General features: G+C 38.8%; 23 protein-coding genes, 1 other RNA gene and 1 pseudogene. 14 read left to right on the top strand and 11 right to left on the bottom strand.

All coding sequences use genetic code 11. The features are described 5' to 3' along the window. Positions 1-13: 13 nt before the first annotated feature. On the bottom strand, positions 14-1,144 hold the full coding sequence (locus A3G9_RS0102335; RefSeq protein ID WP_002817187.1) for a THUMP domain-containing class I SAM-dependent RNA methyltransferase: 1,131 nt from the start codon (positions 1,142-1,144) through the stop codon (positions 14-16). A gap of 210 nt (positions 1,145-1,354) precedes the next feature. Here A3G9_RS0102335 and A3G9_RS01000000109395 point away from each other — a divergent pair. From A3G9_RS01000000109395 to A3G9_RS0102300, 7 genes and pseudogenes are all read left to right on the top strand, one after another. Further along, positions 1,355-3,221: pseudogene (locus tag A3G9_RS01000000109395) on the top strand (NAD(P)/FAD-dependent oxidoreductase). A gap of 16 nt (positions 3,222-3,237) precedes the next feature. Next, positions 3,238-3,672 (top strand): NusG domain II-containing protein, encoded by a 435-nt coding sequence (locus A3G9_RS0102325; protein ID WP_002817186.1) that lies wholly within the window; start codon positions 3,238-3,240, stop codon positions 3,670-3,672. Next, entirely contained in the window at positions 3,669-4,223 is a 555-nt protein-coding gene (locus tag A3G9_RS0102320) for a Gx transporter family protein (RefSeq protein ID WP_002821314.1), read from the top strand. Before A3G9_RS0102325 ends, A3G9_RS0102320 begins: the two co-directional genes overlap by 4 nt. 11 nt (positions 4,224-4,234) lie before the next feature. Continuing rightward, a complete protein-coding gene (locus tag A3G9_RS0102315) occupies positions 4,235-5,212 on the top strand; it encodes a polyprenyl synthetase family protein (protein WP_002821315.1) in 978 nt (325 codons plus the stop codon). Between the two features lies 1 nt (position 5,213). Continuing rightward, the gene (locus A3G9_RS0102310; protein ID WP_002818898.1) at positions 5,214-6,047 is read left to right on the top strand and encodes an energy-coupling factor transporter ATPase; all 834 of its coding nucleotides are present in this window, start codon (positions 5,214-5,216) and stop codon (positions 6,045-6,047) included. Then, the gene (locus A3G9_RS0102305) at positions 6,023-6,889 is read left to right on the top strand and encodes an energy-coupling factor transporter ATPase (RefSeq protein ID WP_002821316.1); all 867 of its coding nucleotides are present in this window, start codon (positions 6,023-6,025) and stop codon (positions 6,887-6,889) included. The genes A3G9_RS0102310 and A3G9_RS0102305 overlap by 25 nt, the downstream gene beginning before the upstream one ends. After that, positions 6,886-7,686: an energy-coupling factor transporter transmembrane component T family protein gene (locus A3G9_RS0102300; RefSeq protein WP_002821317.1), complete on the top strand. Its 801-nt coding sequence runs from the start codon at positions 6,886-6,888 to the stop codon at positions 7,684-7,686. Before A3G9_RS0102305 ends, A3G9_RS0102300 begins: the two co-directional genes overlap by 4 nt. Here A3G9_RS0102300 and A3G9_RS0102295 read toward each other — a convergent pair. From A3G9_RS0102295 to rnpB, 3 genes are all read right to left on the bottom strand, one after another. Further along, complete coding sequence (locus A3G9_RS0102295; protein WP_002821318.1) at positions 7,675-8,640, bottom strand: prenyltransferase; 966 nt, start codon at positions 8,638-8,640, stop codon at positions 7,675-7,677. The genes A3G9_RS0102300 and A3G9_RS0102295 overlap by 12 nt on opposite strands. Before the next feature lie 109 nt (positions 8,641-8,749). Then, the gene (locus A3G9_RS1000000109775) at positions 8,750-9,289 is read right to left on the bottom strand and encodes an FMN-binding protein (protein WP_002817179.1); all 540 of its coding nucleotides are present in this window, start codon (positions 9,287-9,289) and stop codon (positions 8,750-8,752) included. Between the two features lie 152 nt (positions 9,290-9,441). Continuing rightward, an RNA gene (rnpB, locus tag A3G9_RS1000000109770) (RNase P RNA component class B) lies at positions 9,442-9,802 on the bottom strand. Between the two features lie 133 nt (positions 9,803-9,935). Here rnpB and pepF point away from each other — a divergent pair. Beyond that, entirely contained in the window at positions 9,936-11,738 is a 1,803-nt protein-coding gene (gene pepF, locus A3G9_RS0102280) for an oligoendopeptidase F (RefSeq protein ID WP_002818909.1), read from the top strand. Between the two features lie 61 nt (positions 11,739-11,799). Here the strand turns inward: pepF and A3G9_RS0102275 are convergent, their stop codons facing one another. Continuing rightward, positions 11,800-12,366: an SLOG family protein gene (locus A3G9_RS0102275; RefSeq protein WP_002821319.1), complete on the bottom strand. Its 567-nt coding sequence runs from the start codon at positions 12,364-12,366 to the stop codon at positions 11,800-11,802. A 23-nt stretch (positions 12,367-12,389) separates the two neighbouring features. Here A3G9_RS0102275 and recU point away from each other — a divergent pair, with 23 nt between their 5' ends. Together recU and A3G9_RS0102265 are read left to right on the top strand one after the other, a co-directional pair. Continuing rightward, positions 12,390-12,983: a Holliday junction resolvase RecU gene (gene recU / locus A3G9_RS0102270; RefSeq protein WP_002821321.1), complete on the top strand. Its 594-nt coding sequence runs from the start codon at positions 12,390-12,392 to the stop codon at positions 12,981-12,983. Further along, on the top strand, positions 12,984-15,629 hold the full coding sequence (locus tag A3G9_RS0102265; RefSeq protein ID WP_002821323.1) for a transglycosylase domain-containing protein: 2,646 nt from the start codon (positions 12,984-12,986) through the stop codon (positions 15,627-15,629). Between the two features lie 65 nt (positions 15,630-15,694). On the opposite strand, the gene A3G9_RS0102260 is transcribed toward A3G9_RS0102265, so the two are convergent. From A3G9_RS0102260 to A3G9_RS0102245, 4 genes are read right to left on the bottom strand one after another with little or no spacing between them, the layout of a single operon-like run. Further along, positions 15,695-16,423 (bottom strand): DnaD domain protein, encoded by a 729-nt coding sequence (locus A3G9_RS0102260; RefSeq protein ID WP_002817174.1) that lies wholly within the window; start codon positions 16,421-16,423, stop codon positions 15,695-15,697. Beyond that, positions 16,423-17,727 carry an asparagine--tRNA ligase gene (asnS, locus tag A3G9_RS0102255; protein WP_002821324.1) on the bottom strand — a complete coding sequence of 435 codons (1,305 nt, stop codon included), beginning with the start codon at positions 17,725-17,727 and terminating at the stop codon, positions 16,423-16,425. The genes A3G9_RS0102260 and asnS overlap by 1 nt, the downstream gene beginning before the upstream one ends. A 22-nt stretch (positions 17,728-17,749) precedes the next feature. Next, a complete protein-coding gene (locus A3G9_RS0102250; RefSeq protein ID WP_002817173.1) occupies positions 17,750-18,262 on the bottom strand; it encodes a cell wall elongation regulator TseB-like domain-containing protein in 513 nt (170 codons plus the stop codon). A gap of 40 nt (positions 18,263-18,302) precedes the next feature. Further along, complete coding sequence (locus A3G9_RS0102245) at positions 18,303-19,772, bottom strand: exonuclease domain-containing protein (RefSeq protein WP_002817172.1); 1,470 nt, start codon at positions 19,770-19,772, stop codon at positions 18,303-18,305. A gap of 36 nt (positions 19,773-19,808) precedes the next feature. Between A3G9_RS0102245 and mvk the strand changes: the two genes are divergently transcribed. The 4 genes from mvk to fni are packed head-to-tail and all read left to right on the top strand — an operon-like array spanning position 19,809 to position 23,518. Next, positions 19,809-20,729, top strand: coding sequence for a mevalonate kinase (gene mvk / locus A3G9_RS0102240; RefSeq protein WP_002821325.1), 921 nt, complete (start codon positions 19,809-19,811; stop codon positions 20,727-20,729). Beyond that, entirely contained in the window at positions 20,729-21,673 is a 945-nt protein-coding gene (mvaD, locus tag A3G9_RS0102235; protein WP_002817169.1) for a diphosphomevalonate decarboxylase, read from the top strand. The genes mvk and mvaD overlap by 1 nt, the downstream gene beginning before the upstream one ends. After that, positions 21,666-22,415 (top strand): mevalonate kinase family protein, encoded by a 750-nt coding sequence (locus A3G9_RS0102230; protein WP_002821326.1) that lies wholly within the window; start codon positions 21,666-21,668, stop codon positions 22,413-22,415. Before mvaD ends, A3G9_RS0102230 begins: the two co-directional genes overlap by 8 nt. Further along, a complete protein-coding gene (gene fni / locus A3G9_RS0102225; RefSeq protein ID WP_002817168.1) occupies positions 22,412-23,518 on the top strand; it encodes a type 2 isopentenyl-diphosphate Delta-isomerase in 1,107 nt (368 codons plus the stop codon). The genes A3G9_RS0102230 and fni overlap by 4 nt, the downstream gene beginning before the upstream one ends. On the opposite strand, the gene A3G9_RS0102220 is transcribed toward fni, so the two are convergent. Both A3G9_RS0102220 and A3G9_RS0102215 read right to left on the bottom strand, forming a co-directional pair. After that, positions 23,503-24,879 carry an RsmF rRNA methyltransferase first C-terminal domain-containing protein gene (locus tag A3G9_RS0102220; protein WP_002821327.1) on the bottom strand — a complete coding sequence of 459 codons (1,377 nt, stop codon included), beginning with the start codon at positions 24,877-24,879 and terminating at the stop codon, positions 23,503-23,505. The two genes, fni and A3G9_RS0102220, sit on opposite strands and share 16 nt — an antisense overlap. Next, positions 24,872-25,837: a GDSL-type esterase/lipase family protein gene (locus A3G9_RS0102215; RefSeq protein WP_002817165.1), complete on the bottom strand. Its 966-nt coding sequence runs from the start codon at positions 25,835-25,837 to the stop codon at positions 24,872-24,874. Before A3G9_RS0102215 ends, A3G9_RS0102220 begins: the two co-directional genes overlap by 8 nt. Positions 25,838-25,839 lie beyond the last annotated feature (2 nt).

The following is a 25,839-nucleotide window of genomic DNA, read 5'->3' as shown; positions in this document are numbered from 1 at the left end:
CATCTATTATAAATCAGCGAACCTTCTTACCCCAATATTGATATAAATCTGTTCGAATCGGACCATTGTATAATTTCCTTTTCTTCGTCGCTTTCTTACCATAAAATTGTTCGAATTTCTCATCGCTGGTCAAAATATATTTGCTCCAGGTCGACATTTGATTATATATCGAACCCATTTGTTGATAAATCTGTCGTGCATCCTCGATTTCGCCAAGTCTTTGGCCATAGGGCGGATTAGCTACCAAAATTCCATTAATTTTATCAGTTTGCCAATCTTTGACTGCCAACTGTTTAAAGGCAATGTCATTATAAAGTCCGGCCTTTTTTGCATTTTCTTTGGAAATTCTGATCATATTACCATCAATGTCATAGCCGCTAATATCCAAAGGTTGATCGTATTTTGCCAGAATATCAGCTTCTTCTCTAACATCCTGACTGAGTTTTTTGTCAAACCAAGCCCATGACTCGATTTCAAAAGTTCGATTAATCCCTGGTGCAATATTTTTTCCAATCAGAGCCGCTTCAATCGGAATCGTTCCCGATCCACAGACCGGATCAACGAAGGGATTATCTGTAAACCAGTTCGTCAATAAAACCAAAGCGGCAGCAAAATTTTCCTTCAATGGAGCCCCACCGTGTTCCGTACGATAGCCGCGTTTAAAAAGTGATTCGCCGCTTGTATCGATCATAATTCGGACGTTATTTTTATCAATTCGTATGTCAATACCGACATGCTTTCCGGTTTCAGGAAGATCTTCGTGGCCAGTCTGCGATCTCAAAGCCTCGACAATCGCTTTTTTAGTAATTCGTTGAATATCAGGTACACTAAACAACTGCGAATCGCGACTATGAGCTTCCATTACCGGGAACTGATCATCCCAGTTAATGAGTTCACTCCAAGGGAGCGCTTTAACCGATTCAAAAAGATCGTCGAAACGCAAGGTATGAAATTCTCCAACAAGAATTTTGATCCGATCGGCTGTTCTCAGCCAAATATTGGTTTTCAAGATATCTCTTTGATTACCGGAAAAGCGGACAAACCCATTTTCGGTTCGTGTTTGATAACCTAAATTATTCAGTTCTTTGGCAACGAGTGCTTCGATTCCCTGTCCGGAAGTTGCGATTAAATTAAATTGCTTCATTACTCCATTCTACTTGTTCATTTTTTTTATGAGTAAATTGATACAAACTATAAAATAAGCAATTTTTTATCTTTTAAAAAGACCGGAAAATACAATATTTTTTTACAAAGAATTATTTCGTCTTCAAAAAAATAGCTAGACAAGCTTACATGAAAAGGCTTACAATTAGGAAGTTAGTTAAATTCATAACAATTTGGAGGAGTTGCCAAAATGTCAGATAGCAACATTGTCGTTGTCGGAGGTGGTTTCGGGGGAATTTATACCGTTAAGAACCTCGCAAAGAAATTCAAAAAGAATTCCGGCGTAAAAATTACTTTAATCGATAAGAATTCATATATGACTTATATGACTGAATTATATGAAGTCGCTGCCGATCGCGTGGATGCCGATGCCATTCAATACGATTTGCAAAAACTGTTTTGTCATAGAAAAAATGTCAATATCGTGACCGACGAAGTAAGGAATATTGATCGCAAAAACAAGCAAGTTATTACAAAAAACGGTAGCTACCCTTATGATTATCTGGTTTTAAGTGCCGGATCAGAACCAAACAGTTTTTCAACACCGGGAGTCGAAAAATATGGTTATACCCTTGGTTCACTGGAACAAGCTATTAAATTGAAGCATGCAATCGAAGAGCATATTCGCCTTGGCGCTGTCGAAACAGATTCAAGTAAACGCAAAAGCCTGTTGACTCTAGCAGTTGTTGGATCCGGTTTTACCGGAATTGAAATGATCGGTGAATTAATCGATTGGAAGAAAATTCTTGCAAAAAAACAAGATCGATCCATCGGAAATTAAATTAACCTTAATCGAAATGGCTCCAACTTTGATGAATATGCTCGATCGAAAAGACGCCGATAAAGGAGAAAAATATCTAATAAAGCACGGTGTGGAAATCCTTAAGAATACCAGCGTGGTTAGTATCGGGGATGATTCAATCGATTTCAAAGACGGCAGTAAATTTTCAACTTCGACTTTGATCTGGACAGCCGGGATCAAAGCGCCGGATCAAGTAAACAAATTTGGTTTACAACAGGGACGCGGCGGAAGGATTTTAGTCAACAAACAAGGCCAGTCTCTCGATGACGAAAAAATCTATGTTCTTGGCGACGTCTCGTTAACTGATGAAGACGGTTCAGGAAAAGGCCAACCACAAACAGTTCAAGGAGCCGAGGCCGGTTCGAAAGTTGCAGCGAAAAATATTGCCCTCGCAATTTCCGGGCAAAAGACAACAGCTGAATTCGAAGGAAAATATTCCGGTTTTGTTGTATCGATTGGTTCGAAATACGCCGTTGCCCATCTCGGCAAAAATACTCATTTAAGTGGTTTTTTTGCTCAAGCAGTTAAACACATGATCAATTTCATGTATTTTTTCCAGATTACAAACGCTTATTATTTCCTTAGGTATCTACGACATGAATTCTTCAATACTCGAAATGAACGAAACATGTTCCACGGTTATATAAGCAGGCAAGGAAACGTACTGTGGTCGCTTCCGGCCCGCCTCTTCCTTGGCACAACCTGGCTTGTCGATGTTTCCCAAAAAATTAGTGGAAAAGGTTCCTGGTTTGCAAACAAGCTGCGGCTGACGAGCTTTGACTGGTTGGTAGCCAATACGACGTCCGGAGCTTCGGCAGCCGGAAGCGATGCAACTTCTTCGACTGCAACAACAGCCAAAGCGACTTTTTCTCTCTCCTATGAATATGGCAACCAGCCGATGTTGATCTTCAAACACATGCCGAAATGGTATTACAATATAACTAAATTCATGATTCCAAATACCGATGTTGCTTTTTTCATGCAAAAAGCAATGACTATTTTTGAATTATTAATCGGATTGGCGCTTGTCTTCGGCCTATTCACCTGGCTGGCATCCGCTGCCTCGGTTGCCTTCGTTGCAATATTTTCTTTGAGCTCGATGTTTTACTGGACAAATATATGGATGATCCCAATGGCGATTGCAGCCATGAACGGTGCTGGCAGAATTTTCGGCCTTGACAAATATATAATTCCATGGATTAGAGAACATTTTGTAAATTGGTGGTATGGAAAAGAAAAATCAATTTACAAATAATTGGAAATTATAAAAGATGAGACTTTCTGCTGCTGCAAAAAAATATTTGAAGATGATCAAACCTCTTGATCTGATGATTGTGGTTCTTTTGATCTTACTTTCCTTTGCACCCTTGAGAGTTTTCTCGCTTCAAGAACAAAAAGAACAATCAGCGGGGGCCCAGGAAATATTAACTGCCGTGATCACTCATAAAGGAAAAGTTGTCCACAAAATCAAATTAACAGGACATACTGGAACAACAAAGTATCGTTTTACGAATGGAAAAGCATACAACGTGGTAGTTGCAACAGGAAAAAAAGTTAAAATCGTCGAAGCTAACTGTCCGGATCAGATTTGCGTTCAGCATGCGGCAATTGGCAAAGCAGGACAATCGATCGTTTGCCTGCCACATAAATTAATCGTCGAAATAAAATCCAGTGATGGGCGTACCTTCGGAGGAATTGTTAATTGAATTATTCTTCGGAAAAGACACGACAATATGTCTATATTTCCCTGCTTTGTGCTCAAGGAGTTATCATCGGCCTCATTGAACGAATGATTCCTTTTCCCTTCGCCTTCGCGCCAGGAGCAAAATTAGGCTTGGCCAACATTATTACAATCGTATCGATTTATACCCTCCCAGTTTCGGAAAGTTTCTTATTGATGCTGATGCGTTTGGTTCTAACGACGCTGCTTGGTGGAACAATGTCGACTTTTATGTATTCTGTTGCCGGTTCTTTTCTTTCTTGGCTTGGGATGCTCTTAATCAAACAGCTTGGAGAAAAACACGTTTCTATGATTGGGATTTCAGCTGCTGGAGGAATACTGTTTAATATTGGCCAATTAAGTGTTGCAAGTTGGATTGCCGGCTCTTGGACTGTAATGCTGTATATGCCGATTCTTTCCTTCATTGGAATTTTAGCCGGAATTGCCGTTGGCATCGCAGCTAATTTTCTCTTCGAACATGTCCGTACACTGTCTCGTCTGCGTTTTGAGTATTCAAATGTCAAAGAAAGGATTTAACGAGTAAAAATATGAAAATAAATCCGATGTGGGATAAGTATCCGCTTATCAAACATGAGTTGGGGCTTACTTTAGCTTTGATGCAAAAAAATATTAAAACTGACAACGAGCCCGTTTCAAAAGCGATTTTGGAGATGATTAATTCCGGCGGAAAATTGCTCCGGCCAGCTTATTTATTGTTGTTTTCAATGTTCCAAAAAACCGATCGCAATAAAATTATTGCCTTGGCAGCAGCGATTGAAATTCTCCATATGGCGACTTTGATTCACGATGACGTAATCGATGAGTCGCCAACTCGACGGGGAATGTCATCGATTCAAAAACAGTTCGGACAAAGTACAGCTGTCTATTCCGGTGATTATTTGTTTGTTGTATGTTTTAACTTGTTAGCCGAATACGCCAGCGATTTCCGTGGAATTCAGCAATACGGTCACCATATGAATGCGATTTTAAATGGTGAAATGACACAGATGGTCGAGCGTTATGATCTAAACATTTCCATTGACCAGTATTTTAAACAAATCTCCGGAAAAACCGGGCAATTATTTTCCCTAGCAACTTTTCTCGGTGCCTACGAAAGCGGAAATAAAATTAAATTCGCGAAAAATGCCGAAAAAATCGGCCTGAATATCGGCGTATCTTTTCAATTAATGGATGATATTTTGGATTATACCGATAATAGCCAACAGATCGGCAAGCCGGTTCATAACGACATGCGTGAAGGTGTTTATTCAGCCCCTTTGATTCTGGCGATGGCTCAACATAAAGATCTTTTTTTCCCTTTTTTGAAAAAGAAGAACAAAATGACTGATCATGATACTGAAGAAATTGCTAAGCTGGTTATCGAATTCGATGGGATTAAAAAGGCCAAAAAATATGCTGAAACCTATACAAAAAAAGCACTTATACAAATTAATGATCTTCCTGACAAACCTGCAAAGAAAGCTTTAATCGATATCACGAGGGAATTATTGGATCGGCAATCCTGAAATGAAAATAATCGAAACAAAAAATTTAAATTATAGTTACACTCAGTCATCGATAAGAAGTATCGAGAATGTTAATTTTTCTGTCTTAGATGGTGAATGGATAACGATAGTCGGGAAAAACGGTTCCGGTAAAAGTACCTTGATTCGCCTTTTAGACGGCTTGCTTAAAGCTGATTCAGGAAAGATAATCATCGATGGACTAACCCTTTCAGAAAAAACTCTCTGGGAAATTCGCAAAAAAATTGGAATCGTTTTTCAAAATCCCGATAATCAATTTGTGTCCGGTAGCGTGATAGAAGATGTTGCCTTTGGAATGGAGAATTATCAAATTCCACAAGAAGAAATGTTGGTACGTGCTCAACAGGCTTTAAAAACTGTCGGAATGATCGATTTTGCCGAAAAATCGCCAGTTCGCCTGTCAGGTGGACAAAAACAGCGAGTAGCAATCGCCGGTGTTTTGGCAATTCAGCCGAAAATTTTAATTTTGGACGAAGCGGCCAGTATGCTTGATCCGGATGGACGCGATGAAGTCTGGCAGACAATCAAAAAATTAAAAGAACAGCAAAATTTGACCGTCATATCAGTTAACCATGATTTGAATGAACTTAATTTATCCGATCGAGTAATTTTGTTAAATGATGGAAAAATTGCCGCTGATACAAAAATTAACCAACTCTTTTCTGATAGTGAGCTTCTATCAAAAAACGATCTTAAACTTCCTTTTTTGCAACAACTGCAAAAAGATTTGCGTGAAAGTGGAATCAATTTTACACAAGAATACAATCATCAAAGGGAGCTGGTTAATTTTCTATGGAAATCAATTTCAGGAACGTAAGTTTTAGTTACCAATTAAATACGCCATTTTCGACTGCTGCCTTAAAAGATGTCAGTTTCGATATACCAGATGGATCCTTCACCTCTATTGTCGGACATACGGGTAGTGGCAAATCGACAGTTCTTCAACTTATCGATGGACTTCTAATCCCAGAAAAAGGTCACATACAAGCTGGAAGCTTTCAAATGAATTCCGGCAGCAATGCAAAGCATTTAAAGAAATTCCGGAAAAATGTCGGTTTTATTTTTCAGTTTTCCGAAAATCAACTATTTGAGGAAACGGTTGAAAAAGATTTGATTTTCGGACCAAAAAATTTTGGCGTCGAAGAAAAAATCGCCAAAGAAAAAGCGCGGAAAGTTCTTAAAATTGTTAATTTACCGGAATCATTTTTGCAAAAATCACCACTAGACCTTTCCGGCGGCCAAAGGAGACGGGTCGCGATTGCATCGATTCTAATTTCCGATCCGCAGCTGCTTTTGCTTGACGAACCGGTCATTGGTTTGGATCCGGGCAGCAAGGATGAAATAATGAATCTTTTTAGCAGACTCAACCAGCAGGGAAAAACGATTGTAATGGTAAGTCACGAAATGGATGATGTCGCCGATTATTCCGATCAAATAATCGTTTTAAACGCTGGCAGGATTTCAAAAGTCGGTAGTCCGGAAGAAATATTTTCCGATGAAAGTTATTTACGCAAAGAAAAATTGCGTTTACCCTCGGCAATCGATTTTGCCAAGCAATTGAAAAAAGTTGGTTTTCCAATTAATGTTTCAATCAAAAATAAGCGAGAGCTGTTAAGAGAAATTAAAAAGCAGTTTGAAATTGAGAAGGATAAAAAATGAATGTTGACCGCTTATTAATTGGCCGATATTTGCCTGGAAAAACACTGATTCATCGACTTGATCCACGGGTAAAATTAGTGATCACACTGGCCTTTATTTTTCTAACTTTTTTCGCTGATAATTGGCAATCCAATCTATTACTGTTTGCCTTCATCTTTTTTTGTGTTTTGATTGCAAAAATTCGCTTTGGCTTTTTTTTAAACGGTTTACGGCCGATGCTCTGGCTGATCATTTTCACAGTTATGATGCAGGTTCTTTTCCTAACCGGCGGACACCTTTACTGGCATTGGGGGTGGTTGACAATATCACAGTACGGTATCAATTCTGGAATAATCGTTTTTTTGCGCTTCGTTTTAATTATTTTTATTTCAACATTATTGACTTTGACAACCTCGCCAACAAATTTGGCAAACGGATTATCCAGTCTTTTAAAACCATTAAAATTTTTCCATCTCCCCATCGATGAAATATCGCTAATGCTTGCCCTCTCCCTCAGATTTGTACCAACTCTAATGGATGAAACAGGTAAAATTATGAATGCCCAACGAGCTCGCGGAGTTGATTTCGGCGAAGGAAATATTTTCCAACAAATGAGATCGCTTGTACCGATTTTTATTCCCCAATTTATCGCCAGTTTTAATCGAGCCGATGAATTGGCAACGGCAATGGAATCACGCGGTTATCGCGGAGCTGCTAAAAGAACAAAATTTAATCGATTAAAATTTAAAGTGAATGACTGGATAGCATGCTTAATATTTGTTTTTCTGATTTTCGCAATATATTTTTTAAGAAAATAAAAGAAAAGCAACGATAATCAATACTTGCGCTGCGCCTATCATCAACAAGTTATTTATAGCGCTTTTAAAAGTTGTTGCCTTATCCTGAAATTGCATAAAGGCATGGGTATTTTTGATTATCCAGGGTAATAAAAGAAGAACCAGTAGACTCCAGATTGGCAAATAATTAAAAATAACTGAAATTAAGATGAACAAAAGCGCCGTCGATGGCCAAAATGGATAAATTTGGACGGCTTTCTTTTTTCCCAGATAGAAAGGCAGAGTATAACGTTCATTTTTTATATCTTGTTTTAAGTCGCATATATTATCAGCGAACATAACCGTACTATCGAGAATTGCGAATGGCAGACCGACAAGTAAAAGTTGGAACAGAACAGCAAGATTGACCGTCAGATTAACAATCCATTCGGAATGAAAAGACAAAAAAATCGGCAAATATGGCATGTTGATGAAGGAAGCGATAAAAACGGTTCCAAAACCTTCGACCGGTCCGGACAACATCTCTCCTAAAGGAAGTCTCGACAGAGGGATTGGGCCGGCTGTGTAAAAAATTGCAACAAAGATCGCTGCCCCACCGATGAAAAGAAGGATTAAATTTGTCCGAAAAACTAATATAATTCCAATTGAACAAGCAATTAATAAAAAGGAAAACATTAAATAAAGAACGTGTTTCGGATTCAAATGCCGATAACTGATAATATTTGTCGTTTCCAAGTATTTTGAATCTTTGGCTTTTTTAAAATCCTGTACATGATTAAAACCCGATACAAAGAGAGCAACACAGAATTGGGCAAGGAAATAAAGCAGCGTATTTATCCAGTCAATTCTGCCAAAAGCATACTGAGCATAGGCAAAACCGAATAAAAGGGGCATCAAACCAGTGAGTTTCTGTGGGAGACTGATCAATTGAAAGAAAATTGGCCAGGTGATTTTCGCATAATCCTTTTTTGTCATTTTTAACCTCTCATTTAAATTTTACGTATTAAGGAACATAAAAACACATGTAAGCCGAACCCTCGAATTACAAGTGTTTTTGATTCAGATTGTTGAAAATTTATGTTGCTCAATCCGAGTAAATGATATTAGAAATTTTAACGGTCTTATGGTTGCCCGCTTGAGCACGATTGATGAGCTGTTGAGCATAAATAACGAAAAGATTCGAAGACTCGGTTGCCCCGGAAACCGTGTCAACAACGGCCGAAGGTTCTTTGGAACCGTAAGCTTTAATTAATTCCTCGTTTAACTTTGGAATATATTCCTTAGGTCCAACCCCGTTGGCCTTTTTCATTGCTTTTTCATAGGCTGCGTCATCAGTCTTCGACTTGCCTTTTTTGTTGACATAATCATATTTATTGGAAACAATTTTGTTGTTTTTGACTTTCATCGACATTACAACACGATATCCATTATAGTAATCCTGCTCTGCCAATTTGTAAGTCCCATTTTTAAGCTTCTTACCAGCGGTCTGCTTCGCAGTTTTTGCTGCGCTGGCCGTAACCGAAGTATTTGGAAAAACAGCGGGAGCAGCAACTGTAAAAGAACCCAAACTCATAAACGCAGCGCTCGTTAAAGCGATGCTTTTTAGTGTCTTACTTGTTTTCATAATAAAACCTTCCCCTTGTAAACTATGATTTCGCGCTACTTGTGAACCATATTACAAAATTCATTTTACTACTTTAACAAGGGACTTGGAAACGCTTTCAATAAATTTCACAATTGCACAAAAAAACCGCATCTCTGCGGTTGCCTTGGCAAATCTATAGGCCATGTTATGTTCCAAACGAGATTGGCGATCACGTTCTTCGACGATCATCTATCTACCGGATAAAACCGGTGTCAATTTTTACTTCATTTAGCCAAATTGACCGCCCCTACCAAAAAGTTTGGGTTGCCCGCTTGCAGGGTTTACGTCGTCTCACTTCCCCGGTTTCCCGGTTATTCGTCGCTATAGCACTTTTATAAGTTAATCAGACATGGCTAAGCTTTAGTCCTTTCGCTAGCCGTCAGTTAAATACTGCCTTCGCTTATTGGGCTCAGTACAAACACTCCAATCATCTCAGATTGGGCGGGCATGGACCTTCCTCACGAGTCTTTCATCGCGCGATCATCCGATTTGCCTTTAACTATTATACACATGGCGACTTTTTCAAAAAAATAAAAAAGAAACATTTTTTAGTAAGAATTTCTACAAATGCTTTACCGTGCTAGACTTTTTATTAACTCGTAACTTGGAAATTTAGGAGGAAATTATGACAGAGTTAAAAGCACGTTCAGAATTCGAAGAAAGGTATAAGTGGGATCTGAGTCCTCTTTTTGCCGATGAAAATGCATTTCTAAGAGCTATTAGCGATAGCTTGGACCAGATTAAAGCTTTTCAAAAAAATTTTGATGGGCATTTACATAGCCTTGAAGATTTTCAAAGAGCCTTGAAGGTTTATGAACAGTTGGGAATAGAGATAGATCAAATTGCAAATTATGGTTTTATGCCTCAAACATCGGATTTTTCCGATGAAAAATTTGGTGAAATAGCTCATGCCGCTCAGGACTTTGTCACCAAAAGCGATGTTGCTTTAAGTTTTTGGAAAGATGCCTTGATTAACGCCGATGATCAAATTCTTAAAGAAATAAATAAAAATCCCAATTATGCGGAATTGGTTCGCAAAACAAGACTCGACAAAAAAAGTTATTTAGGAAATACCGTCGAAAAAACAATCGCGAATTTACAAAGTGCTTTAAACACTCCTTACGATGTTTATACAAAGCTTCGGGCCGGCGACTATCATATGCAGGATTTTCAAGTCGATGGAAAAATATACAAAAATTCATTTGTCGCATACGAAAATTTCTACCAAAACGACGAAAATGCCGAGATTCGAGAAAAATCTTTCCGTTCTTTCTCAACTGGTTTAAGAGAAAACCAAAACGCTGCAGCGGCGGCTTATCTTAATCAGGTGACAAACGAAAAAGTACTGGCAACAATGCACGGTTACGATTCAGTTTTTGACTATCTGTTGGCTCCCCAAGAAGTCGATCGGACAATGTTTGATCGGCAAATTGATTTGATCATGAACGATTTTGCCCCGGTTGCGCAAAAATATTTAAAACACGTTGCCAAGGTCAATGGGTTGTCGAAAATGACTTTTGCCGATTGGAAACTTGATTTGGACTCCGAATTGAATCCGGAGGCTTCAATTGAAGACGGTTACAGCTATGTGATGAAGGCCACTGCCAAACTTGGGGATGAATATACAAAAACAATCGAGCCTTTCTTAAAAGATCGTTGGGTCGATTTCCCGGCAAATACTGGCAAAGATTCTGGCGGATATACAACATTTCCATATGGGGTCCATCCCTTCATCCTGATGAGCTGGACTGGGCGCTTGTCGGATGTTTATACTCTAATTCATGAAATCGGTCATGCCGGTCAAGGTGCTTTGTCGGCTAAAAATCAAAGCTATTACAACTATGAACCTTCAACCTATTATGTCGAAGCTCCCTCAACTTTTAACGAACTGCTCCTGTCGGACTATCTGGAAAACCGGTCCGATGATCCAAGAACGAAGCGTTTCGCTCTTTCTCACCGTCTAAGTGATACTTATTTTCATAATTTTATTACTCATTTGACCGAGGCGGCTTTTCAACGAGAAGTTTACACAATCATCGATCAAGGGGCTTCCTTTAATGCAGAAAAACTGAATCAAATTATGAAGAAGGTTCTTTCAAGTTTTTGGGGCGATGCAGTCGAAATAGATGATGATGCCGCTTTAACCTGGATGCGGCAGGCGCACTACTATATGGGTCTTTATTCTTATACATACTCAGCTGGTTTAACGATTTCAACCCAGGGATTTATTAATTTAAAAAACAATCCTGAAAACGGTCGCAAATCTTGGTTGGATTTCCTAAAACTTGGCGGTTCCAAAGCACCGATTGCGGCCGCTAAAACTGCCGGCGTCGATGTAACAAGTGATCAACCATTGAAAAATACAATTCAATTTTTATCTGATACAGTTGATAAAATAATCGCTTACACGAAACAAATTGAGAAATAAATTAAAAATAATCCTTCAACCTTAAAAAAATTATTTTAAGATTTTTATTAAAAAACGATCCTTACCAGGGTCGTTTTTCTTCTTCGATTTCATTGGAAATATCTGTCAGCATATCAAAATCAATTGTTTTTAAAGAATAGTCGGGGTGTTCCAGTTGATATGCTTGAATTGCTTTGTATTCAAACTCCGCTTTTCCAGGATTATCAGGGTCATAAACCATCAATGCCCCATCCGTGTGCTTAAGCATAAAGGCCTGAAAGTTGCGTAATTGAATTGGACTTTTATAGTTCTCTTTTGAAAGGGCCTCCGAAAAATCGACCCGAGTCCTCAAATCAGTTAACTTCACTTGGTGTTCCTGATTCCAATTTGCAGCGAAATTAGAAAAAGGAAGCATAAGTGCTATTTTAAGCTGTGGGAAATCTTTTTTAAGCCCAATCGCGGTTTCACAAGTCCACTGTTCAGTGCCCATTTGTCCCCCGGTAATTATCCATTCGAGTCCGTTATTTTCCAACTGATCAATCAGATTTTCCTTCAAAGCACGTTTAATGACTTCGATCTTCGGATCTTTATCATTGAAAGCACCTAACTCAAAACTTCGGTATCCTGTAACCCAAAGACGTGTTTGCATGTCTTTATTCTACAATTGTTGTTATGGTAAATTATCCAAGTGGAGTAAGAGCAGGCGGTTATCCACAAAAAAAGAAAAATCAGAACATCCGTTACGGCAAACGTGGGATGGGTCTTGAAGAAATGATCAATCAGGCTAACGACTACTACTTAGTGAATCATCAAGCAGTCATTCATAAAAAACCAACTCCGATTACTGTTGTCCATGTCGACTATCCCGATCGGAGCATGGCCAAGATTACCGAGGCTTATTATGTTCAACCGTCAACAACCGATTATAATGGGGTCGTTAACGGCAAATACATTGATTTCGATGCCAAGGAAACAAAAAACAAGACCAATATGCCCTTAAAAAATTTTCATCAACACCAAATTACCCATTTAAAAAACGTGCTTGAAAATGGAGGGATTGGTTTTTTGGTCCTTGGCTTTACGACTTTATCGGAGTATTATATTTTTCCAGCCTCACTTTTAATCAAAATTTGGGATAAAGCAAAGGCTGGCGGAGAGAAATCTTTGCCCTATAAAATCGTTTCCAAGCAAGGAATTAAAATAAACAGTAAAATGATACCTAGCCTGGATTATTTACCAGCTTTGAAAAAACTTTTTAATATCTAAATGTCTGACAATTCTTACAATCCAAATAATTTCGGAAGTAATTACGACGGCCAAAATCATAGCAGCGATTCCGCTAATCAAGCCAACTCGAATTTTGATTCAGCCCCATCGAATTACAAAGATCCGAATAATATGTTTCCCGAGACAAATGGACGGCGTCCTATCCATTTCGGTCGGAATAAAAATAAAAATAAAAATAAAAACATAAACAAAAATTTTGATGGAAACCAGAGTTCGTACGGACAAAACCAGGATTTTAATCAAAGTAACGATTTCAACCAAAATAGTGATTTCAATACGCGAAATTTCTCGTATGAGAATTATGATAACTACAATAACGATGCAAACAAAGCTCCTAATGAAAAGCGAAGGGATTCATCCAATAATTTGAAAAAAAGTCGAAGAAAATCAAATAATGGTTCAAATCGACCTAAAAATAAAAAAAAGAGCAAATTAAGGCTTTTCGGTAAAATTATTGCTTGGTTTACAACAATTTTTGCCTTGGTCCTGTTGGCTGGAATGGCAGTTTTTTTTACCTACGCGGCTAGTGCACCGAAAATTACCGAATCGGAATTGGCTTCTGAAAATTCGACACAAATTTATGATTCACAAGGGAATTTGATTTACTCAGTTTCCCAACAGCAACGAGATTATGCAGACCAGTCGGAAATACCCAAAAGTATGATGCATGCGGTCGTTGCAATCGAAGATCGTCGTTTTTATAAACATCATGGTGTTGATGTTTATCGAACTCTCGGAGCACTTGTTTCGGATATCAAAGGAAAAATAACCGGCAGTACCGCAGGGCTTCAAGGGGGGTCGACTTTAACCCAGCAATTGGTTAAATTATCCGTATTTTCAACCAAGACATCGGATCAAACGCTAAAAGTAAAAGCTCAAGAAGCCTGGTTGGCTCTAAAAGTCGAGAGAAATTTCAGTAAAAACCAAATTCTCACTTTTTATATCAACAAAGTTAATATGGGAAACGGCGTTTATGGAATGGAAACAGCCGCCAAATATTATTTCGGAAAGACTTTAAAACAATTAGACGTTTCTCAAACTGCCATTTTGGCAGGAATTCCCCAATCCCCGGTTTATTACGATCCGTATGTCTATCCGAAAAATCTAAAAATTCGTCGCGATCAGGTACTGGCTGGCGAAGTTAAAATGGGCTATATTACTCAAGCTCAAGCCAACAAGGCGAAAGCCGAGTCAGTCACAAAAGGACTTATTTCAAAAAGCAAACACACTGCGAATTCTGTAAGTACAAACCTTACTGTGAATGCTTATGTTCAGTCTGCCCTAAAAGAAGTCAAGAAACTTGGATATAATCCCAACAAGGACGGTTTGAAAATATATACAGCCATGAATATGAAGATGCAAAAGCGTCTTTATAAAGTTCTAAACGGCGGAACGGGAGTGCCATGGCAAAATGGTATTCAAGCGGCGGCAACAGTCGCTAATCCAAAAAACGGACGAATACTAGCCCAAGTCGGCGGTCGGAATGTTACGACAATGTTTGGTCTTAATCGAGCAGTACAAACCAATCGATCCTCGGGATCGACGGCAAAACCTTTGGTTGATTATGGACCAGCGATCGAATATCTAAACTGGCCAACTTATCGAACGGTACAGGATACTGCATATAAATATCCGGGAACAAATACCAGTGTTCATGATTTCGATGACGAATATCAAGGAAACATGACTATGCGTAAAGCAATCGTGGTTTCCAGAAACATTCCGGCGGTTAAAACCCTGATGGATGTGGGAACAACGAGATCCTCCGAATTCTTAAATAAACTCGGCATAGCGATCAAAGCAAGCCAATTAACCGCTTCTTCAGCAATTGGTATTAATGTTTCCACAGAACAAGAAGCGACAGCATACTCTGCTTTCGCTAATGGTGGTACTTATTACAAACCCGAGTATGTCGAAAAAATCGTCACCTCGGATGGTGTAACTCATAGTTATAAGCCAAGCGGGACACGAGCTATGAAAAAATCAACCGCCTTTATGATGACAAACATGCTCGAAGGCGTTCCTCAATCAAATGGATCTGCTCCCGGAGCAAAAATATCCGGCCTCTATCAAGCGGTAAAGCCCGGAATCGTTGGTTATGCCTCGTCAGTCGGACAGCCTGATGGAGCAGAATCGGATGTTTGGCTTACAGGCTATACAAAGTACTTGGCTGCCTCTTTCTGGGTTGGCTACGACGAACCGAATAAAACCGGAAACTACATTCCTTATTCGTCAGAGTCTTCCATGCCTGAGCGTGCCTACCGCGATTTCATGATAAGTGCCATTCAAGGATATGAAAACACCAACTGGACCGCGCCAAGTACGGTTGAAAAAGTTGTTAAAAATGGAGTTACCGAATACGAAGTCAAAGGAGCAAAATGGAGTAACGGCGGTCTGCCAAGCGTTTACTCGTCGTCTTCCTCCAGTACACAGACGGTTGTTGTTGATCCGCCTGCTTCCGCTTCGACTGCCAGCACATCAAGTTCGTCAAGCAGCGTTGTTGTTCAAAGCAGCAGCTCGTCATCAAGTTCTGCGGCTGCAAGTTCCAGTTCTAGCAATGATACACAGACATCATCGTCAGCCAATACTGAATCGTCAGCCAATACTGATTCGAATAGTCCATAATAATTACTCCAACAAAATAGAAAACAAAAAAACGGATTCTGACATCCGTTTTTTTGTTTGCAAAATTATAAATTCTTTTCTTCACCGATTTTTTTTAAAGGTATCTTGATATTTTCCGATCCGGAAGAAGATGAAGGTTTTCTTTTAAATTCCTGTTTACCCTCAAAAGAATCGCCCGAATACCTCTGCCGGTGCTGTAAATTATCGGCTTCAGCCTGTTCTTTAGTTTGGACATTGTTATGTTTCCAATTAAGCAGTATTTTTTCGATGTAACGAAGATTTAAGATTTGAGCATTAACTGCCTGGTTAAGTGCTGTAACGACCAAATCAGGGCTAAATTGGTCCTTTTTAAGCCATTCGGAAATCGTCTGCAATTCCATCGGTGTTAACATTCGACCAAATTCCCTTTGAAAGGTCTGATAGAGACGTTTTTGAGTACCAAGCTGGCTAAGACTTTTGTCGGCAGATAGAGAATTCGGATCAACCCGGCCTCCTCCGACAAGTTTTTCGATTAAACCGCTTAAGTCATATGCATCGTTATTCATTGAAAAGGAAATGAATTTATGCTTCAGCAGTTTTTCAAGAATTCTTTGAATCGAATTCTGAGAAAAATTAGTCCGGGCAGAAATTAATTCAGAACTCGGTAATTTAATCCCTTCTCTTGAAAACGCAAAAAGTTGAATAACGACAATTAAATCCTCGTTGCTCAATCCAATTTGATGATAATTTCTTAAGAGCCGCGTCGGAATATCGACATTTCCTTCGGCAAAAAATTGTTTTTCGTCTTCGTCCATCAGGGGTGCAATCGATTAAGAGTCCTTGGGAATGGAATCGTTTCGCGGATATGATCTTCGCCAGCTATAAAGCGAATCAAGCGTTCCAAACCAAGGCCAAAACCGGAATGCGGTACGGTACCGTATTTACGAAGATCAAGATACCAGCTGTATTCGGAAAGGTCGAGATGTTGGGAGATAATCTGCTGTTTCAAATAATCATAGTCGGTATCACGTTCGGAACCGCCGATTATTTCCCCGTAACCCTCCGGAGCCAGCATATCAGCCGAAATTACCACATCATCGCGGCTTGGGTGACGTTTCATATAAAAAGCTTTAATCGCTTTAGGGAAATTAACAACGAAAAAAGGTGAATTAAAACGTTTTGCCAGAAAAGTTTCCTCCGGCGAACCAAAATCAACACCCCATTCGATTTTAAAATCATTATCCTGTAATAATTTAACCGCATCATCGTAACTGATTCTTGGATAGGGAAGTTTAGTGTAGGCGCGTAGCTTTTCGACATCCCGACCAAGCATTTTTAATTCAACTTGGCAGTTATCAACAACTCTTTCAATCAAATAAGCTATAAATCGTTCTTGGACCTTTAGGGAATCTTCTTGATGCATCCAAGCCATCTCGGCATCAATCATCCAAAATTCAGTCAGATGCCGGCGGGTCGAGGACTTTTCCGCACGAAATGTTGGACCAAAATCATAGACTTTTCCAAAAGCCATCGCCCCGGCTTCAGCATAAAGCTGACCGGTTTGCGATAAATAAGCATCTTTATCGAAATATTTTACTGGAAACAGTTCAGTGGTTCCTTCCGGGGCCGAATCTGTAATAATTGGCGAATCCAATTTTAAAAAACCATCTTTGTGAAAAAAATCATAAATCGCACGAATAATTTCGTCGCGAATTTTCATCGTGGCGAATGGTTTTTGATGGCGCAAATATAGATGTCTTTCATCAAACAGAAAATCTGTGCCATGTTCCTTTGGCGTAATTGGATAATCTTCCGATTCACCAACAATTTCAATATTGGAGACGGCCATTTCAAAACCAAACTCGCTTCGTGAATCTCGATGAATTTCGCCGGTTACATAAAAACTGCTTTCCTGTTTTAAATGTTCGGCTAACTTAAAAGTAGCTTCGTCGACATCGCCGACCGAAACAACCCCCTGCATAAAACCGGTCCCATCACGCAACTGCAAAAAGGCAATTTTTCCACTTCCTCTTTTTTGCCTGAGCCAAACACCAATCTTGACTGTTTGACCGACAAATTCAGAAACATCTTCGATTCTAATTACTTTAGTTTCTCCCATTTATTCAAAACTCCTTAAATTACTATAATCCTTCAATTAGGCGATAAACTTTGCCGCTCTTTAAATCAACCGTTAGAAAACTAACCGAATTCTTTTTTCCTGCATAACTTAATTCGAAAACAGCCCGACCCTTATAAATCGATGGAGCAAAGGAATAAACATTCTTAACCTTGTACTTTTCATAAATTTTATCGAGTTTGCTATCCGAAAGCTGTTCGGAAACCGGAATTTTATCGACTATTTTTTTCTTGGCATTGAAAATGACCAAATATTCTTTGCCTTTGCTGTTTGTGCCATAAATTGAATAATAGTTTCCATTACGATCACTCTCTTTGAAAGTCTTGACTTTCTTAATACCAGCTTTTGTTTCCGCCAAACTTGAAAATTTACCTGCGGAACTATTGATCGGTAGTAAAACGAAAAAAAGATAGAGTGAAACTAAAAGCAGTACAAGAATCATCAGTCCGACATAAATTAAACGCCGATGAGCCTTATTAGATTTCTCTTGATATTGTATTCTTGAATAGTTGTCCAAATATCCTCACTTACTACGACTATAAATTATATAAAAACGGCTATTTTAATTCACTACCTAAAGACAAAATTACGGAATTCATATCAGAAAAATCCCTGATTGAGTACCAATTCTTTATATAGCTCTGGGCCTGAGTAAACAAAATAATTTTTTTGGAAAAAAATGGAAGCATATCGATCAAATTGGATACTCCTTTGTCGACATCGAAAATAAACAAATTATATTCCCGGGAAAATTCATTTTTAGTTCTCAAGAAACTGTCAAGATCGGTAATAGCGATTGAGGGGAAAGTATAACTGGAGATCGATCGTTCAAAATAATCGAATTTATTTGGCGAATCCTGATCACTGAAAAAATTAAAGAGCGGTTCGGGAAAGCCATTAACGAATTCATTCAAGTTTCCCGTCCTGCTTTTAAGTAGCCAACTAATAACTCTTAACTTCGCCAATTGACGGCTGGGATTGTCTTCGGTCAAAAAAGCATCAGCCAATTTATCCAAACTAACGAAATCTTTTCTTGTAATCGGGATTTGAAACAAATCCTTATTTTCGGGAAATAGGGATTGAGATTTTTGAAAAGTCGAACGTCTTCTTAAATAATTTTCCTCAATGATTAAAATTTTATATCCTTTGGCGGCAATTTTCACAGCCAAATCCAAATAAGCATTTGTTTTTCCAAAACGCGGTCGGGAAAAAACAGAAAAAATCTTATTATTTTTGCCAGTAATTTTCGATTGAAGAATATTGGCAAAAGATTCTTGACGTGGTCTTAAAACAGTTGCCGGGAGCGGTTTGGAAAGCGAAGACTGTTTCTTTGCTTCTATCCATTTAATAAGCTGCCCCTTATCTATTTTTTTCAGTCTTGCGATGTCGAAAGGACCATATCGATCACCGGGAAAAGTTCTTTTTCCTTTCGACAATTGAAAAATTGTTTCCGTATTTCCAAGCAAACTTTTCGAATGATTAATCAAATTATTTAAAGTATTCTGCGGAAATTCCTGCAAATGTTCATGAATTTTCAAAAAAAGCTGTGCAGTTGCCGAAGCATCCTGATCCGCTCGATGATGCCTTGGTAGATTAATACCGAGTTTTGAAACAAGCTCATCTAATTTATAACTGTTCATTGTTGGAAAAACAATTTGGGCCAATTGAACCGTATCAACGTATTCCAAACGTAAGCGGCGCATTTTTATCCGAGCGAATTCCCCGTTTAAATACGGAAAGTCGTAACGAACGTTGTGCGCAACAAAAACAGTTCCTGACAGTTGGTCATGAATCATTCGAGCCAAATCTTCAAAATATGGTGCATTCTCGACATCTTCGTTTTTTATCCCGGTTAAATCTACAATTTGTTCAGGTATTTTAACGCCAGGATTAACCATCGTCTGAAAATTATTAATTATTTTCCAATTTTTAACAAAACTAATTCCAATCTGAATAATATGGCCGCCCTCTTTGAATGGAGCAGTTGTTTCTAAATCCACAATTGAAAAAGTTGAATTTTCATCCATCTACAAAATTTTACCTTTTTTACTACAATTAGTATTATGAATTTCGGTTTTGGACAAGCACATGCTAAAGCACATCTTCTTGGAGAACATTCGGTTGTATACGGATATCCGGCAATTATCGCGCCTTTATTGAGTCTCACGAATAAAGCCGAGATTATCGATTCCGATACAATAGTTATCGAAACAGACAACTTTTCCGGATCGATGTACCAACTTAATTATCGTTTCAGCGGAATTTATAATCTCCTGGTCGAATTGCTCAATTTCTTTGAAAGCCCCGATCTGACTTTCAAACTGCACGTTAAATCAAATATACCCTCGAAAAAGGGCCTTGGATCATCGGCAGCATATGCTGTCTCAATTGTAAAGGCTTTTTGCGATTATTTTGACTATCAGTACACCGATGAAGAAGTTTTCAAATTCGCTCAAATAGCCGAAAATAAAAATCACGGTAAATCTTCCGGTGGAGATACCTATGCCGTTATGGCCGAAGGTCCGATTTTTTTCGACAGCAACAAAGATGCGACGATTCTAAAACTCGACACACAGGCTTATATTATAATTGCCGATTCCGGAACAGCCGGTTTGACCTCTCAATCCGTTCAATTGGTTGCGGACAATTATGAAAAGAATCCAACTGTCTATGGCGGTTACTTGAAAAGAATGGGAGAAATTGCCGATAAAGGCCGAGAAGAAATTATCGCAGACGACTTAAAAGACTTTGGCCAGTTAATGAACGAAAATCAACTTTTATTGTCAAAATTAGGCGTTTCAACACCCTACTTGGAACGTTTAATAAAAATTGCCCTAAAACACGGCGCACTGGGTGCTAAATTGACCGGTGGCGGGCTCGGCGGAAGTATTGTCGCTTTAACTGATAAATCGGAAACCGCAAAAGAAATAAAAAGTGCTCTCAGCAAATCAGGAGCATCGGAAAGCTGGATCTCGAAAATCTGATGGCTAAAGTCCGTGCATATACAAATATCGCCCTGATAAAGTACTGGGGAAAAAGCGATCTAAACTGGAATTTACCGACCAGTAGTTCGATTGGTCTAACTTTGGATCGTTTTTACACCGACACGAGCGTGGAAATTGATCAGTTTTCAAAAAAAGATTTTTTTCAATTAAACGGGCAACAAATCGAAGGGCCAAAAATCAGTAAAATCATCAATTTTATCCGAAATTCGTGCGGTAATAAAAATTTTGTAAAAGTTATCAGTGAAAATCATGTACCGACATCGGCTGGATTGGCTTCTTCGGCTTCTGCTTTTGCAGCTTTGACAAAAGCAGCCAGTCAGGCTTTCGGTCTCGAATTGGATAATCGAGAACTTTCAAAGATTGCCAGAATTGGATCCGGCTCGGCCAGCCGGTCGATTTTTGGTGGTTTTTCCATCTGGCATAAAGGGCAAAACAAGGATGATTCTTTTGCCGAATCAATTTTGGATCCAGTCGATTTTGATATCCGGGTTATCGACATTTTAGCCGACAAACGTGTAAAAAAAATATCTTCGAGTCAAGGAATGCAGCTGGCTCAAACTTCTCCAAATTATGACAGTTGGCTTAAAAAAAATGATCGTCAGATCGATGAAATGTTAAAAGCAATTTCAGATCACGATCTTGAAAAAATCGGTTTGATTGCCGAAACAAATTCGGCATCGATGCATGAACTGAATCGAACTGCAAAAGTCCCCTTCGATTACTTCACGGAAAATACTCGAGAAATTATTGCCGAAGTCGACCAACTTTACAAAAAAGGAATCCTAGCCTTTGCAACAGTGGATGCCGGTCCCAACGTAAAAGTTATTACCAATTCGGAATATCAGGAAAAAATTATCAATGTACTCAAAGAATACGGCGAAATATTGGTTCAAAAACCAGGTCGGGGTGTAGCCAATGTCTGAACTAAAAATACCGGGGAAATTGATGTTGGCGGGAGAGTATGCCGTTACACTGGCAAACCATCTGGCTCTTGTTTTCTCAATTGACCGATTTATTTCAAAAAATTATTCACAACTAGTAAACGAAAAGGGAGTCAAATACGGACTTGGATCCTCAGGCGCCTACGCTGTTTTAATGACTAAAATGGAAAATTCTTCACTTTCGGATAAAGATATTTTTCGGCAGGCGTTAATTTTGTCTCGACAAACACAGCCACAAAACTCCGGTGCCGATATAGCCGCTTCAACCTATTCAGGCTTACTGCTTTATAAAAACGGTAGTTTTCCTGAGAGAATCTTTTTTCCTGAAAACTGGAATCTAATTGTCGGTTGGACTGGAAAACCGGCCATTACCAGTGAATTGGTTAAAAAAAATCAATTGTCATCCTCTTTTGTAAAAGAATCCGATATGATTGTCAGGAAAATGGTTGATTTTATTAAAGCAAAAGATTTTGAAAAATTTAACCAGGAAATTTTTCTGGCTGAAAAAAATCTTGAAAAACTGAGCGGTGTTTTAACAGACGAATTGGCCAAGGCAATCGAAATCGCGAAAAATTTCGGCATCGAGGCCAAAATTTCCGGCGCAGGCGGTGGCGATAACGTAATTGCTTTTACAAGAGATCCGAAAATTAGTCAACAAATTAAAAATAATTGGCAGGAAGCTGGAATTATTCCGCTTGATTTGCACGTATACTATAAAAAGTGACAGAAAATCCAAAAAAAATTGAATCCGCTCATGCCCATCGAAAAGACGAACACCTCAGCCTGGTTATTTGGCAATGGCGTCATAAACTACCTTTAAGTGGGCTGCAATTTGTTCATCTCGATCGACCGGTTTTACCAAATGTCAACGTTACTGATGTTGATCATTCGGTAAAACTTTTTGGAAATCATTTCCAGTGGCCTTTTTATATCGAAGCAATGACCGGCGGAAGCTTTAGAACCGGCGTTATTAATCAAAAATTAGCTGCTATTGCCAAAAAGTATCATCTTGCAATGGCTGTTGGATCAGAGTCTATATCTATCAGCGAAAAAGAAACAATCAAAAGCTTTTCGGTCGTTCGAGAAGAAAATCCTGATGGTTTCATTTTTGCCAATATTGGCGCCGGCCATTCTGTAGAGGATGCTAAAGAAGCTATTCGAATTGTCGATGCAAATGCATTGGAAATTCATTTAAACGCTGTCCAAGAGCTGTCAATGAGTGAAGGAGACCGAAGCTTTGCTTCTTGGAAAAGGAATATAAGCAATATTATCGAGCAAGTCGATGTTCCGGTCGTCCTTAAAGAAGTCGGTTTTGGTATGTCAAAAAAATCAGTCTCTGATTTAGCCTCTTTACACCCCGCCGCCATAAATATAGCCGGTGCGGGTGGAACAGACTTTGGCAGAATCGAAGAAACAAGAAATCGTCAATCTTTTTGGGAAACAGCCGATCAAGACGAACAAAATGAACAGGAACAAGAAGAAGAAGAATTTGATGATCCCGAGTTTCAAAGCATTCTAACCAGCAATACAAATCTTGGCATTATAACAAGCGATTCCCTTCGTTTTGCCAAACAGGCCAATACTGGATTACCGATTATCGCAAATGGTGGAATTACAAATTCTTTGGAAGTTTTTAATTCCCTAGCCCTTGGTGCAAAAATGGCCGGGATTGCTGGTTATTTCTTATTTCAGCTTAGTCAAAATAAACTCGAAAAAACAATTGAAAATTGGCAAAAACAACTACCTTTGCTATATGCGATTTATGGAGTCACCAATAGTGAAGAAATCAGTCAATTAAAAGAAATCGATCCCTACGATCTTGGCTGATCGTGAATTGTCTTTCTTAATCCCTTTGGATAAAAGTTTTTAATTACCTTATCGGAATAGCGGCCAATGCCAATCCCGTTAGATTGTTTGGTCATTAAGACCCATCCTTTGACAAAATTACCCTTTAAATTTATGATTATATCACCATGAATAAATTGTCTGAATTCGTAATCCGAAAGATCGTAGGTTTGAGAAATTTTATTGCCCAAACTGCTTAACGCAAGTGAGTGAGCCGGAATAAAACGTTTATTTTTTAGTCGACCGATTTGCAGTCCGAGTCGAAGAACCTTCAATCCGGAAATTTCAGGACAATTTTCGGGAAATAAATAAAAATAATCGCCAAATCTATAAATTTGCTTAATTGGAAAATCGAACTGATTCTCTTTAAAAGCATTCTGAAGATTTTGAGAATCGTTACGACTTAAATTACTCCGCAATTGATTAACTTTGTTTTTTTGGTTCTTCCCTTTCGATTTAATTAATCGGGCAACAAAATGTCCTTCACCCTTAATTTTGTTTGGCCAGAGACGGGCCGTATTTTTTAATTCGCGATTTCCATTGGCCCACTGCGGACGACCATCTTCGATACCATCCTTTTTCCTGATTTTTAATAGCGATAATTCGGAATAATTATCCAAAAGCCAGGCCACAATCTGCTCGTCTTCTTCCGGCGCAAAGGTACAAGTTGAATAAATAAGCTGGCCGTTTGGACGGAGCATTGACAAAACTGATTTGAGAATTTCTTTTTGCCGGTTGGCACACTCCGAACTATAGTCGGAATGCCAATATTTGATTGCCTGAGGATCTTTTCGAAACATGCCCTCGCCACTGCAGGGAGCATCCAAAAGAATCTTGTCGAAATAATTTTCAAAATGTTCTGCCAATTCATCAGGGCGATGGTTGGTAACGATACAATTAGTAATCCCGGATCTTTCAATGTTTTCGCTAAGGATTTTTGCTCTGGAAAAACTGATCTCATTCGCCATCAGTAAGCCCTGATTATTCATATCAGCAGCAATTTGGGTACTTTTTCCACCGGGTGCGGCTGCCAGATCGAGGATCTTTTCTCCCGGCTGTGCGTCAACCACCTGGGCAACGAACTGAGCACTTGGTTCCTGTGAATAGGCAACCCCACTCAAAAAAGCTGTTGATTCACCAAAAATTTTCCCATAACGGCCATTTTCCCGATTCCAAGGAATCGGGGTTTGCCTTTTTAAAGAAGAAAATTGGCGAAGGTCCTTTAAAGGATTCAAACGAAAACCATTATCGGCTTCCATTTGAAAACTGGCCAAAAAATCATCCGCCTCCTTCCCAAGTAGGCGCCGATACTTCGCTATGAATTCCTTTGGTAGCTCAAGCATTCAATTTTTCCTCAATTAGTGGCAGAAGAGTTTTGGCCGCCTGTTGTTGACCAGTAACACTCAAGTGGACACCGTGATCACTTATTTCAAAATTCCAATGATTATTTTCAATCAAAGAAATATGTTTTTCGTCCTTAAAGACCTTGCGGAAAACATCTCGGAAGCAACCGTTAAAAGGTTCAACAACAATAATTTTCGTTTCGTGAAAACGTTTTTTTAATTCACGCAGCAAAGCCTTTAGAGAAAAAGAAAATTCCTCAGAACTGGCAGAACGGTCATTCGTCCCTAAATTAACAATTACTCCGGCTAAAGGCCGCGAATAATCAATTGGTCGAGAAACATTTAAAGCCGAGTTCCAGATAAAATCAATTGCCGTCGGTGGATAAATATTGGCTCTTTGAGTGATTCCAGTACCGCCATAAGCAATTCTAAGATTGTTGTAATCGAGTTTCTCTGAAAGCAAATAAGCCCAACTCTTATCGGGACGATGAGCCGAAGTATCAAAACTGTCCGGTAAAATTTTTTGGCCATTGATGATCGAATCACCAATAAAAACCAAGTTTTTTCTAGAGGGAACCGCACCGGTCAGTTGACCGTTAAAACTGATTTTTTTTAAAAGGAAAAATTCAGAAAGATTCCAGGTTTGTGCTTTCACAAAAGTTATCGCCTGAGTCATAATCCGAATTAAATGATCTGAATCAGGATCCAAATCAAGCTGAATATTACGTTCGGACAAAATTTGCGAGTAAAAATCGGCTCCATCAATTGAAATAAGAATTCTTGATTGATCCGCAGCTAAAGTTCTATTTGGCCAATCAAAGATAATCTTTGAACAATGACTGCTTTTAAGCCAAATCTCTGCACCAAGATTTGTTGAAAAAATCTGTTTGTTGGTCGAATCCTCGATCCAACTTCCAAGAAAAGCATTTGATTTAATTGTTAAAGGAAAAGTATTCATAA

The organism is Oenococcus oeni DSM 20252 = AWRIB129 (assembly GCF_000372485.1).
Lineage (GTDB): Bacteria > Bacillota > Bacilli > Lactobacillales > Lactobacillaceae > Oenococcus > Oenococcus oeni.
This window is presented reverse-complemented; position numbering and strand designations above follow the sequence as displayed.

Coding starts and splice junctions, on each gene's coding strand:
- A3G9_RS0102335 (WP_002817187.1), bottom strand. CDS start 1,144: ATGAAGCAATTTAATTTAATCGCAACTTCCGGACAGGGAATCGAAGCA.
- A3G9_RS0102325 (WP_002817186.1), top strand. CDS start 3,238: ATGAGACTTTCTGCTGCTGCAAAAAAATATTTGAAGATGATCAAACCT.
- A3G9_RS0102315 (WP_002821315.1), top strand. CDS start 4,235: ATGAAAATAAATCCGATGTGGGATAAGTATCCGCTTATCAAACATGAG.
- A3G9_RS0102310 (WP_002818898.1), top strand. CDS start 5,214: ATGAAAATAATCGAAACAAAAAATTTAAATTATAGTTACACTCAGTCA.
- A3G9_RS0102305 (WP_002821316.1), top strand. CDS start 6,023: ATGGAAATCAATTTCAGGAACGTAAGTTTTAGTTACCAATTAAATACG.
- A3G9_RS0102300 (WP_002821317.1), top strand. CDS start 6,886: ATGAATGTTGACCGCTTATTAATTGGCCGATATTTGCCTGGAAAAACA.
- A3G9_RS0102295 (WP_002821318.1), bottom strand. CDS start 8,640: ATGACAAAAAAGGATTATGCGAAAATCACCTGGCCAATTTTCTTTCAA.
- A3G9_RS1000000109775 (WP_002817179.1), bottom strand. CDS start 9,289: ATGAAAACAAGTAAGACACTAAAAAGCATCGCTTTAACGAGCGCTGCG.
- pepF (WP_002818909.1), top strand. CDS start 9,936: ATGACAGAGTTAAAAGCACGTTCAGAATTCGAAGAAAGGTATAAGTGG.
- A3G9_RS0102275 (WP_002821319.1), bottom strand. CDS start 12,366: ATGCAAACACGTCTTTGGGTTACAGGATACCGAAGTTTTGAGTTAGGT.
- recU (WP_002821321.1), top strand. CDS start 12,390: ATGGTAAATTATCCAAGTGGAGTAAGAGCAGGCGGTTATCCACAAAAA.
- A3G9_RS0102265 (WP_002821323.1), top strand. CDS start 12,984: ATGTCTGACAATTCTTACAATCCAAATAATTTCGGAAGTAATTACGAC.
- A3G9_RS0102260 (WP_002817174.1), bottom strand. CDS start 16,423: ATGGACGAAGACGAAAAACAATTTTTTGCCGAAGGAAATGTCGATATT.
- asnS (WP_002821324.1), bottom strand. CDS start 17,727: ATGGGAGAAACTAAAGTAATTAGAATCGAAGATGTTTCTGAATTTGTC.
- A3G9_RS0102245 (WP_002817172.1), bottom strand. CDS start 19,772: ATGGATGAAAATTCAACTTTTTCAATTGTGGATTTAGAAACAACTGCT.
- mvk (WP_002821325.1), top strand. CDS start 19,809: ATGAATTTCGGTTTTGGACAAGCACATGCTAAAGCACATCTTCTTGGA.
- mvaD (WP_002817169.1), top strand. CDS start 20,729: ATGGCTAAAGTCCGTGCATATACAAATATCGCCCTGATAAAGTACTGG.
- A3G9_RS0102230 (WP_002821326.1), top strand. CDS start 21,666: ATGTCTGAACTAAAAATACCGGGGAAATTGATGTTGGCGGGAGAGTAT.
- A3G9_RS0102220 (WP_002821327.1), bottom strand. CDS start 24,879: ATGCTTGAGCTACCAAAGGAATTCATAGCGAAGTATCGGCGCCTACTT.
- A3G9_RS0102215 (WP_002817165.1), bottom strand. CDS start 25,837: ATGAATACTTTTCCTTTAACAATTAAATCAAATGCTTTTCTTGGAAGT.